At 63.8% G+C, this 10,665-nt stretch carries 10 protein-coding genes; 5 read left to right on the top strand and 5 right to left on the bottom strand.

Features of this window, described 5'->3' with window-relative positions; genetic code table 11:
- Positions 1 to 9: 9 nt before the first annotated feature.
- Entirely contained in the window at positions 10 to 390 is a 381-nt protein-coding gene (locus tag NKI61_RS25090; protein WP_023670122.1) for a hypothetical protein, read from the bottom strand.
- 25 nt (positions 391 to 415) lie between these two features.
- Here NKI61_RS25090 and NKI61_RS25095 point away from each other — a divergent pair, with 25 nt between their 5' ends.
- Together NKI61_RS25095 and rpoH are read left to right on the top strand one after the other, a co-directional pair.
- Positions 416 to 1,474: an RluA family pseudouridine synthase gene (locus NKI61_RS25095; protein WP_352841390.1), complete on the top strand. Its 1,059-nt coding sequence runs from the start codon at positions 416 to 418 to the stop codon at positions 1,472 to 1,474.
- A gap of 244 nt (positions 1,475 to 1,718) precedes the next feature.
- Positions 1,719 to 2,630, top strand: a complete 912-nt coding sequence (rpoH, locus tag NKI61_RS25100; protein WP_352841392.1) for an RNA polymerase sigma factor RpoH — start codon at positions 1,719 to 1,721, stop codon at positions 2,628 to 2,630.
- A gap of 162 nt (positions 2,631 to 2,792) precedes the next feature.
- Here the strand turns inward: rpoH and NKI61_RS25105 are convergent, their stop codons facing one another.
- From NKI61_RS25105 to NKI61_RS25120, 4 genes are all read right to left on the bottom strand, one after another.
- Entirely contained in the window at positions 2,793 to 3,665 is an 873-nt protein-coding gene (locus NKI61_RS25105) for an MBL fold metallo-hydrolase (RefSeq protein ID WP_352841394.1), read from the bottom strand.
- 145 nt (positions 3,666 to 3,810) lie between these two features.
- On the bottom strand, positions 3,811 to 4,470 hold the full coding sequence (locus NKI61_RS25110; RefSeq protein ID WP_023670126.1) for a peroxiredoxin: 660 nt from the start codon (positions 4,468 to 4,470) through the stop codon (positions 3,811 to 3,813).
- 190 nt (positions 4,471 to 4,660) lie between these two features.
- Positions 4,661 to 5,026 (bottom strand): cell division protein ZapA, encoded by a 366-nt coding sequence (locus tag NKI61_RS25115; RefSeq protein WP_023670127.1) that lies wholly within the window; start codon positions 5,024 to 5,026, stop codon positions 4,661 to 4,663.
- Between the two features lie 12 nt (positions 5,027 to 5,038).
- Entirely contained in the window at positions 5,039 to 5,311 is a 273-nt protein-coding gene (locus NKI61_RS25120) for a DUF4164 domain-containing protein (RefSeq protein ID WP_023670128.1), read from the bottom strand.
- Between the two features lie 273 nt (positions 5,312 to 5,584).
- On the opposite strand from NKI61_RS25120, the gene tkt reads away from it, so the two are divergent.
- The 3 genes from tkt to NKI61_RS25135 form a co-directional block, all read left to right on the top strand.
- Entirely contained in the window at positions 5,585 to 7,576 is a 1,992-nt protein-coding gene (gene tkt, locus NKI61_RS25125; RefSeq protein WP_352545473.1) for a transketolase, read from the top strand.
- Positions 7,577 to 7,731: 155 nt separating this feature from the next.
- On the top strand, positions 7,732 to 8,742 hold the full coding sequence (gene gap, locus NKI61_RS25130; RefSeq protein ID WP_023683984.1) for a type I glyceraldehyde-3-phosphate dehydrogenase: 1,011 nt from the start codon (positions 7,732 to 7,734) through the stop codon (positions 8,740 to 8,742).
- Between the two features lie 206 nt (positions 8,743 to 8,948).
- On the top strand, positions 8,949 to 10,665 hold a 1,717-nt coding region (locus NKI61_RS25135), incomplete at its 3' end, for a potassium/proton antiporter (RefSeq protein WP_352841396.1).

Below are 10,665 nucleotides of genomic sequence, written 5' to 3' on the forward strand. Positions count from 1 at the left end.
TCGGCCCGGCTATTTGTTGCGGATGGCGAAGCGGCCGATGATACGGCGCTCGGCGATGTCGTAGACAAAGATGGTGCGGCTGCCGTCGCTGAGCTCGGCGTCGATCGAAATGCGATTGCCCGACAGAGCCTGGCTAATCACCTTGGCTCCGACCGGGAGCACTATGTCGGCCGCGAGCGGCTCGCCGGGCGGAACTGGAATGTCGTTGGCGAGCGGCGGGTTCGCGGGCGGCGCCCTGCGCGATTTGTAGACAATGGCCGCGATCACCACCATAAGGGCCAGCAAAAGCAGGCCGAGATTGATGGCCATGAAGCGGATGAGCCTGCCGCGCACCTTTTCGATCTCGGGATCGAGCGGCTTTTCTTCTTCATCGGCAACGGGCCGGGCCATGGCAGAACTTTCCGGAACTTTTTCGATGAGCGCTCATAACGAAGAGACCCCTGAATTGATAGAGGCTGTACAATTCATAGAGGTGGCGCCGACCGTGCTCGAAGCCGGCGCGGAAGCGGCCGGCCAGCGCCTCGACCAATGGCTGGCGAGCGCCCTCGGGCCTGACATGTCGCGCAGCCGGGTGCAGATGCTGATCCGGCAAGGTGCCGTTTCGATCGACGGCAAGCCGGTCGACGAGACCAAGCGCAAGATGAGTGCCGGCGAGCGCGTATCGGTCGTCAGGCCCGAGCCGGAACCGGCCGAACCGCAAGGCGAGGCCATCGCGCTCGACGTGCTTTATGAGGACGACGAGTTGATCGTCATCAACAAGCCGGCCGGCCTCGTCGTCCATCCCGGCGCCGGCAACTGGACCGGCACGCTGGTCAATGCCCTGATCCACCACTGCGGCGACAGTCTCTCAGGCATTGGCGGCGTCAGGCGGCCGGGCATCGTCCATCGGCTGGACAAGGAAACCAGCGGCGTCATGGTGGTGGCCAAGACCGACCGCGCCCACAAGGCGCTGTCGGAGGCCTTTGCCGACCACGGCCGCACCGGCGACCTCGAACGTGCTTATCTGGCGCTGGTCTGGGGAATCCCGTCGCGGCCGACCGGAACGGTCGACGCGCCGCTTGGCCGTGCCGCCGACCGCGTGCGCCGCGCCGTCGTGCCGGAAGGCCGTGACGACGCCCGCCACGCCGTCACGCATTTCACCGTCAAGGAGCGTTTCGGCGAAAACCAGCAGCCGTTCGCCGCCGCCAGCCTGGTCGAATGCCGGCTGGAAACCGGCCGCACCCACCAGATCCGCGTCCACATGGCTCATATCGGCCACCCCGTCATCGGCGACCCGGATTACGGCCAGGCCTTCCGCACCAAGGCCAACCGGCTGCCCGAGCCGCTGAAAACCCAGGTCAAGGCATTTTCCAGGCAAGCTTTGCATGCCTGGCTGCTTGCATTTCGGCACCCGGCTACCCATTTATCGATGAGGTTCGAGGCGCCGATACCGGGGGACATGGAGGAACTCGTCGGCGGCTTCCGCAAGCTCTGAACCCGAGCAATTCCAGGAAAAGTGTGAAACGGTTTTCCGTCCGGAATTGCGTCTAAACAAGCCAGCTAAAACCTGAGCGGCATTGTTCACTTCAGCGTGACACACTGTTTCGTGTTGAACAAATGCCTGTCTTTTCTGGTTTTGTTCCTATATAAATCAGTTGTCGCGGGCGAGCCTTTTGGTGCTCGCGTCACATGCCCGCCGCGTTTCGGGGGCATCACTCCAATAGAGAGGGGGCGCAATCATGGCCCATTCACTACCCAGTATTGTTTCCGGCGAAGGCGGCCTCAGCCGCTACCTGGAAGAAATCCGCCGCTTTCCGATGCTTCAGCCGCAGGAAGAGTACATGCTCGCCAAGCGCTACGCCGAGCATGAAGACACTTCCGCTGCGCACAAGCTCGTCACCAGCCATCTTCGGCTTGTTGCCAAGATCGCCATGGGCTATCGCGGCTACGGCCTGCCGATCGGCGAAGTGATCTCGGAAGGCAATGTCGGCCTGATGCAGGCCGTCAAGAAATTCGAACCCGAGCGTGGCTTCCGCCTCGCGACCTACGCCATGTGGTGGATCAAGGCCTCGATCCAGGAGTACATCCTGCGCTCGTGGAGCCTGGTCAAGATGGGCACGACCGCCAATCAGAAGCGCCTGTTCTTCAACCTGCGCAAGGTGAAGGGCAAGATCCAGGCGCTGGACGATGGCGACCTCAAGCCCGACCAGATCACCGAGATCGCCACCAGGCTGAACGTGTCGGAAGCCGAAGTCGTGTCGATGAACCGCCGCCTGTCGGGCGACGCGTCGCTGAACGCGCCGATCCGCGCCAGCGAGGGTGAATCCGGCGAATGGCAGGACTGGCTGGTCGATGACCACGAAAGCCAGGAAGACATGCTGATCGAACAGGACGAGCTGGAAAACCGCCGCGGCATGCTGTCGGGTGCTTTGGCCGTGCTCAACGATCGTGAGCGGCGCATCTTCGAGGCACGCCGCCTCGCCGAGGAGCCGCTGACGCTGGAAGAGCTGTCGTCCGAGTTCGACATCAGCCGCGAGCGCGTGCGCCAGATCGAGGTGCGCGCCTTCGAGAAGGTGCAGGACGCGGTCAAGGCCGCCGCCAAGCGCCAGATGCAGGCGCTGCGCACGATCGAGGCGCAGCCCGCGGCGTAAAGCCGGGTTCGGCTAAGGAACAGAAGGCGGCGTCGGGAAACCGGCGCCGCCTTTTTTGTTTTGTCGTCCGTCGGCGGTTAGCGAAAGTCGGGCAACAGCTGATCTCCCCCCTTGAGGGGGAGATTGGCAGCTTCGGCGACGGCGCCTACAGCATGAACCGATCTACAGCCCATCCAGCGGAAACTTGAGATACCTTCGGCCATTGGCCTCCGGTTCCGGCAGCCGTCCACCATTCATGTTGACCTGCAGCGCATGCAGGATCAGCCGCGGCATCGGCAGTGTCTTGTCGCGCGCTTCGCGCAAGTCGACGAACTCGGCTTCGCTGCGCGCCGCAACGAGGTGGATATTCTTTGCCCTCTGCTCGGCGACCGTGCTCTCCCAGCACGGCTCGCGGCCGCCGGCCTGATAGTCGTGGCCGACAAACACCCGCGCTTCGTCCGGCAGCGCCAGAATGCCCTGGATCGAATGCCACAGCCGCGCGGCACTGCCGCCGGGAAAGTCCGTCCTTGCCGAGCCGCTGTCGGGCATGAACAGCGTGTCGTGGACGAAGGCTGCGTCGCCGATGACATAGGTGATCGAGGCGAGCGTGTGGCCGGGCGAGAACAGCACCTTGACCGGCAGGTTGCCGATCATGAACGTTTCGCCTTCCCCAAACAGCCGGTCCCACTGCGAGCCGTCTGCGGGGAAATCCGGCCAGTTGTAGATCGCCTTCCACAGCGCCTGGACTTCGATGATCCTGTCGCCGATCGCCGTCGGCGCGCCGGTCCTTTCCCGGAGATAGTGCGCCGCCGAGAAATGATCGGCATGCGGATGGGTGTCCAGGATCCACTCGAGCTTCAGCCCGTTTTCGCGGATAAAATCCAGCAAGGCGTCGGCATTCTTCGTCGCCGTCGCGCCGGATTTTTCGTCGAAGTCGAGGATCGGGTCGATGACGGCGCAGCGTCTCGTCACCGGGTCGGTGACGACATACTGGATGGCGCCGGTCGGCTTGTCGTAGAAGCCGGCGACCTCAGGTTTGGCCGAAGCGATGTCCAATGTCCGGCCCCCCTGCCCCTTGCCCGACAGGAACCGTTTTCTCCGTCGGGTTGAACAACAGCATGGTCATCTGGCAAAGCGCGCCGGTCAAGCACGCCTTGCCAGAAATAGGACTGAAGCCCGAAATAGCTCCGACGGAGAAAACCTAGGCTGACGGCTGCTTGGTCTTCCTGAGATAGGGCAGGATCGTCTCGAAAGCGCCAAAACGCTTGACCGCATCTTCGTTCGAAACCGCGGCGGTGATGATCACATCCTCGCCCTGCTTCCAGTTGGCCGGCGTCGCCACCTGGTGCTTGGCGGTCAGCTGCATGGAATCGACCGCGCGCAGGATCTCGTCGAAGTTGCGGCCCGTCGTCATCGGGTAGGTCAGCACCAGCTTGATCTTCTTGTCCGGCCCGATGACATAGACCGAGCGCACCGTGGCGTTGTCGGCCGGCGTGCGGCCTTCCGACGTCTCGCCGGCGCCCGCCGGCAGCATGTCATAAAGCTTGGCCACCTTGAGGTCCTTGTCGCCGATCAGCGGGTAATTCACCGTCTGGCCGGTCGCCGTCTTGATGTCGGCCTGCCACTTGTCGTGGCTCGCAACGGGATCGACGGAAATGCCGATGACCTTGACGTTGCGCTTCTTGAACTCGCCTTCGAGCCCCGCCATCGTGCCCAGCTCGGTGGTGCAGACCGGGGTGAAATTCTTCGGATGGCTGAACAGGATCGCCCAGCCGTCGCCGATCCAGTCATGAAACTTGATCGGCCCTTGCGTGGTCTCGGCGGTGAAGTCAGGCGCGATGTCGTTGATACGAAGGCTCATGGCATTATTTCCCCAGCAACAGATTTCGTCAGGAGCGGCCGTGGACGGCGTCAACGCTCCGGCATTCCCGCATCTTAGCGCAAAAATCGCGGCTGCAGGACAATAGGAAACTATTATTGGCGACGGAACGAGCACTTTCGTTCTACGGACCGACGTTGGGCCGACAATCTTTCGTTTGTGCGGGGAAGGCTCAGGCCTTGTTGACCGCCAGCGACGTGGCCAGGTCTTCCATGCGCTGGGCGAGCGCGCCGAGCGCGCTGGTCAGCACGGTGTCGTTCTTGTCGGCCTTGGTCAGCGCTTCGTCGCGAGTCTTGCGCAGCGTCTGCACTTCGGTCTCCATGCCCTTGACCCGCTTCTGCAGCTCCGAAAGCTCGTCCATCACCATGATGCCGGCCATCACCGTCAGCCGCTGGTCGCCGATCTCGCCGAACGAATCCTTCAGATGCGAGACATAACGGTCGAACCGCTCGGCGAGGTCGATCAGGTGCTCTTCCTGACCCTCGTCGCAAGCCATGCGATACTGCTTGCCGTCGATGGAAACCGTGACCTGTGCCATGGCCTGCAGCTCCTACCTGTCCAGCACCGCGCGGATGGTTTCCATGGCGGTCACCAAGCGGCGCGACACTTCCTTGTTGGCATCTTCCAGCCGTTCGGCGCGGGCTTCGGAATTGTCGAGTTCCTGCGCCAGCCGTGAACGGTCGGCGTTCATGCGCTGCACCTCAGCCTCGGCTTCGGAATAGTCGCGCTCGTGCTCGAGCTTGGCCGCGACGGCGTTTTCCAGCCCCTCGATGGCCTTGCCCAGCCTGTGGATGACTTCCTTGAGTGTGGTTTCGCCGGTCATGGCCTTCGTCCTGTGCCCTGCCCATCACCGAATCGCTTCGCGTTCAGAACGCGTTAACAAGGAAACATTAGGCACCGGGTGAAGGCAACGTCAACAAAGCTCTCGCGACTGTCCCCCGCTAACGTTAATGTAGGTCGCCCCATAAGGTCTCAAAGCCATCACAAGACCGGCAAATGTGCAGCCGATTTGTTGACTAAAAGCCCGTGGCTGCTATGTGTCGCGCACTCTTTCCTGGGCTCTGCCAAGCCCACAAATCCCCACCCCGGAGGTACCATGACGTCGCGTGAACAACATGACCGGATGGCCAATGCGATCCGTTTTCTCTCCATGGACGCCGTCGAGAAGTCCCAGTCCGGCCATCCCGGCCTGCCCATGGGCTGCGCCGACATCGCCACAGTGCTGTTCACCCGCTTTCTGAAATATGATCCGAAGAACCCCCATTGGCCGGACCGAGACCGCTTCATCCTGTCGGCCGGCCACGGTTCTATGCTGCTCTACTCGCTGCTGCATCTGACCGGTTACGAGGACATGACCCTCGACCAGATCAAGCATTTCCGCCAGCTGGGTTCCAAGACCGCCGGCCATCCCGAATACGGCCATGCCACCGGCATCGAGACGACGACCGGCCCGCTCGGCCAGGGTCTCGCCAATTCGGTCGGCTTCGCGCTCGGCGAGCGCATCATGAACGCCGCCTTCGGCAACGACCTCGTCGACCACTACACCTATGTGCTGGCCGGCGACGGCTGCCTGATGGAAGGTGTTTCCCAGGAAGCCATCGCGCTGGCCGGGCACCTCAAGCTCAACAAGCTGATCGTCTTCTGGGACAACAACAACATCTCGATCGACGGTCCGGTTTCGCTTGCAGACAACACCGACCAGGTCGCCCGCTTCCAGGCCTCGGGCTGGAACGCCAGCCACATTGACGGCACCGACCCCGAGGCAATCGCCTACGCCATCGAAGCCGCCCGCCATTCCGACAAGCCGACGATGATTGCCTGCAAGACGACCATCGGCTTCGGCGCCCCGACCAAGGCCGGCACCAACAAGGCACATGGCTCACCGCTCGGCGCCGACGAGATCGCCGGCGCGCGGAAATTCTTCAACTGGGACTCCCCGCCCTTCGAAATTCCGGCCGACATTCTCGACGCCTGGCGCACCGCCGGCAAGGCCGGCGTCAAGCCGCGCACCGACTGGGAAGGCCGGCTCGCCAAGGCCAAGCCCGAGCTGAAGGCCGAGTTCGAGCGCCGCCTCGCCGGCAAGCTGCCGTCGAATTTCGATGCCGTCATTGCCGACTACAAGAAGAAGCTGTCGGCCGACAAGCCGAAGGTCGCCACCCGCAAATCGTCGGAAATGGCGCTGGAAGTCATCAACGGCGCGGTGCCGGAAACCATCGGCGGCTCTGCCGACCTCACCGGCTCCAACAACACCAAGACCAGCCAGACCAAGAACATCACGCCGGACGATTACGGCCAGCGCTATGTCCACTACGGCATCCGCGAGCATGGCATGGCGGCCGCCCTCAACGGCCTGACGCTGCATGGCGGCCTCATCGCCTATGGTGGCACCTTCATGTGCTTCTCTGACTATGCCCGTCCGTCGATGCGGCTGGCGTCGCTGATGGGCATCCGCTCGATCTTCGTCATGACCCATGATTCGATCGGTCTGGGCGAAGACGGCCCGACCCACCAGCCAGTCGAGCACCTGGCGGCGCTCCGCGCCATCCCCAACCACAATGTCTTCCGCCCGGCCGACGCGGTGGAAACCGCCGAATGCTGGCAGATTGCCATTGAATCGGAAAAGACCCCGTCCACCCTGGCGCTGACCCGTCAGAACCTGCCGACGGTGCGCACCGAGCACTCGGCCAGGAACCTCTCGAGCCAGGGCGCCTATGAACTGGCCGCGGCGAGCGGCGAAGCGGCGGTGACGATCTTCGCCACCGGCTCCGAGGTCGAGATCGCGCTCGGCGCCCGTGATTTGCTTGAAAAGCATGGGCACCCGACCCGCGTCGTCTCGGTGCCTTGCTTCGAACTGTTCGACCAGCAGAGCGACGCCCACCGCAAGGAGACAATCGGCAACGCGCCGATCAAGATGGCGATCGAGGCCGGCATCCGCCAGGGCTGGGATCACCTGATCGGCTCCGACGGCATCTTCATCGGCATGACCGGCTTCGGCGCTTCCGGCACCATCGAGCAGCTCTACCCGCATTTCGGCATCACCGCCGAAGCCGCGGCCAAGGCGGCTGAAGCCCGCCTGCACGGCAAGTAAGATCAGGGTCAGTGCCGCGCACCTCCAAGGCGGATTCGCGGGGCTGGACCAACCTAATCGATTTAAATTCGGCGTTCTGCGGCTGGATTCTTGTGCCATCCGCCGCTATGAAGCTGCGGACCCATCTGCCGCCTCCAGCTCCCAGGGAGAGTAAAATGACCGTCAGAGTTGCCATCAACGGATTTGGCCGCATCGGCCGCAACATCTTGCGCGCCATCCATGAATCCGGCCGCAAGGACATCGACGTGGTCGCCGTCAACGACCTCGGCCCGGTTGAGACCAACGCGCATCTGCTGCGCTATGACAGCGTGCACGGCCGCTTCCCGCACGAAGTGTCGGTCTCGGGCGACCAGATCACCGTCGGCAAGGAGACCTTCAAGGTCACCGCGATCAAGGACCCGGCGCAACTGCCGTGGAAGGAACTCGGCATCGACATCGCGCTCGAATGCACCGGCATCTTCACCGCCCGCGACAAGGCTGCCGCGCATTTGACCGCCGGCGCCAAGCGCGTCGTCGTCTCCGCGCCTGCCGAAGGTGCTGACCTCACCGTCGTCTACGGCATCAACCACGACAAGCTGACCAAGGACCACATCGTCATCTCGAATGCGTCCTGCACCACCAACTGCCTGGCGCCGCTGGCCGCAGTGCTGCACGAGACCGTCGGCATCGAAAAGGGCATGATGACGACGATCCACTCCTACACCGGCGACCAGCCGACGCTGGACACCATGCACAAGGATCTCTACCGCGGCCGCGCGGCTGCCCTGTCGCAGATCCCGACCTCGACCGGTGCGGCCAAGGCGATCGGCCTGGTGCTGCCCGACCTCAAGGGCAAGCTCGACGGCATCTCGATCCGCGTGCCGACCCCCAACGTCTCGGTTGTCGACTTCAAGTTCATCGCCAAGCGCGCCACCACCGTGCAGGAGATCAACGAAGCGGTGATCGCCGCCTCCAACGGCAAGCTCAAGGGCATTCTCGGCGTCACCCATCATCCGAATGTGTCGATCGACTTCAACCACGATCCGCGCTCGTCGATCCTGGCGCTCGACCAGACCAAGGTCATGGACGGCAACTTCGTTTCGGTGCTGTCCTGGTACGACAATGAGTGGGGCTTCTCCAACCGCATGGCCGACACCTCGGTCGCCTTCGGCAAGACCATCGCCTGACCTGAAGGCATCGTCTTGCAGCTTCGAACGCCCGGCTTTGCCCGGGCGTTTTTCGTCAGCGCGCCGGGCAAGGCGCGCCGAGCCGCCAAACGCCGGAAAATCAGCGGCATAAGGCAAAAAGCCATCCTTGCGCCTTGCACCGGCCATGCCTTCGCCCCACTCTCCCGTGAATCGGTAGAAAGAGGAATTCGAGGGGCAAATCACGGATGGAGCATGCGATCTATCTCGTCACGCTGGTCGGCACAGCGCTAGTCGTCGCCGCAGCGTTCTCGAGCCTGATCGCCTTCCGCTTCGGCGCCCCTTTGCTGCTGCTCTTCCTCTGCATCGGCCTCGCCAGCGGCGTCGATGGTCTCGGCATCGAATTCGACAATGCGCGCGTGGCATATTTTGCCGGCTCGCTGGCGCTGGCGGTCATCCTGTTCGATTCCGGTTTCGGCACGCCGCTCAACGCGCTGCGCCAGGCGGCCGGACCGGCGGTGTCGCTGGCGACCTTCGGCGTAATCCTGACCACTGGCCTGTTCGGCGCTGCCGCCTATTACCTGCTCGACCTCAGCTGGCTGGAATCCTTCCTGCTCGGCGCCGCGGTCGCCTCGACCGATGCGGCGGCCGTCTTCTTCCTGCTACGCGCCGGCGAGATCAATCTGCGCGAACGCGTGCGCGCGACACTGGAAGTCGAATCCGGCACCAACGACCCGATCGCCATCTTCCTGACCATCACGCTGGTCGAGATCATCGCCGCCCACGCCAATCCCGAGACCCATGTGCTGGTCACCGACCTGATCCTCGGCTTCCTGCTCAATATGGGGCTCGGCGCCGTCGTCGGCGTGCTTGGCGGGCTCGGCATCGTGCGCCTCGTCGACCGGCTCAACCTTGACCATGGCTTGCTGCCGATCTTCGTGCTGACCCTGTCACTGATGGTGTTCGCCGCGGCCGGCGCCATTGGCGGCTCGGGCTTCCTGGCGGTCTATCTCGCCGGGCTCATTGCCGGCAACTCCGACATCCGCGCCGTCACCATCCTGAAGCGCTTCCAGGACGGCATGTCGTGGCTGGCACAGATCATCATGTTCCTGATCCTCGGCCTGTTCGCGACACCCTCGCAGTTTCCGGCGATCATGGTGCCGGCGGTGCTGCTCGGCCTATTCCTGATGTTTGTCGCGCGCCCTGTCGCCGTCTGGCTCTGCCTTATCCCGTTCCGCCTGCCGCGTCCCGAGATCGCCTTCGTCTCCTGGGTCGGCCTGCGCGGCGCCGTGTCCATCCTGCTTGCCATCACCCCGCTGCTCGGCGGACTGGAGAACGGCCGCACCATCTTCAACGTCGCCTTCATCATCGTGCTGGTATCGCTGGTGGTGCAGGGCTGGTCGGTCGGTCCGCTGGCGCGCCGGCTCGGCCTGATCGTGCCGGCGAGACTCGGGCCGCTCGACAAGGTCGAACTCGAACTGCCGGGCTCCGCCCACCACGAACTGCTCGCCTACCGCGTCGCGCCCGGCAGCCCGGTGGCGCGCGGCGAGCGCATCCCGCGCTGGGCACGGCCCTCGCTGGTGCTGCGCGACGGCCGCTCGATGCGTTTCCAGGACATGGGCCGGCTCGCGGCCGGCGACCAGGTCTACATCTTCGTGCCCGACCGCTATCCGCGCCTGCTTGACAAGCTGTTTGCCAGCCGCGCCGTAGTCGACCCCGAGGATGCCGACTTCTTCGGCGCCTTTGCCGTCGATCCCGCCCGCTCGGCCGCAGAGCTCGAGGCCGCATACACTCCGGGATTGAGCGAAGCCGAGCAGAAGCTCACCGTCGGCGCGCTGGTAACGGCGCGGCTCGGCGGCCATGCCGAATATGCCGACCGGGTGCTGATCGGCCCGATCGAATTGATCGTCCGCGACGTCGACGACAAGGGCAAGATCACCGGTCTCGGCCTGTCCTTCGAGCCGA

It is taken from the genome of Mesorhizobium sp. M0514 (genome assembly GCF_040321145.1).
Classification (GTDB): Bacteria; Pseudomonadota; Alphaproteobacteria; order Rhizobiales; family Rhizobiaceae; genus Mesorhizobium.

Bases quoted from the DNA above. Each gene is read 5' to 3' on its own strand.
- NKI61_RS25090 (WP_023670122.1), bottom strand. From the start codon at position 390: ATGGCCCGGCCCGTTGCCGATGAAGAAGAAAAGCCGCTCGATCCCGAG.
- NKI61_RS25095 (WP_352841390.1), top strand. From the start codon at position 416: ATGAGCGCTCATAACGAAGAGACCCCTGAATTGATAGAGGCTGTACAA.
- rpoH (WP_352841392.1), top strand. From the start codon at position 1,719: ATGGCCCATTCACTACCCAGTATTGTTTCCGGCGAAGGCGGCCTCAGC.
- NKI61_RS25110 (WP_023670126.1), bottom strand. From the start codon at position 4,470: ATGAGCCTTCGTATCAACGACATCGCGCCTGACTTCACCGCCGAGACC.
- NKI61_RS25115 (WP_023670127.1), bottom strand. From the start codon at position 5,026: ATGGCACAGGTCACGGTTTCCATCGACGGCAAGCAGTATCGCATGGCT.
- NKI61_RS25120 (WP_023670128.1), bottom strand. From the start codon at position 5,311: ATGACCGGCGAAACCACACTCAAGGAAGTCATCCACAGGCTGGGCAAG.
- tkt (WP_352545473.1), top strand. From the start codon at position 5,585: ATGACGTCGCGTGAACAACATGACCGGATGGCCAATGCGATCCGTTTT.
- gap (WP_023683984.1), top strand. From the start codon at position 7,732: ATGACCGTCAGAGTTGCCATCAACGGATTTGGCCGCATCGGCCGCAAC.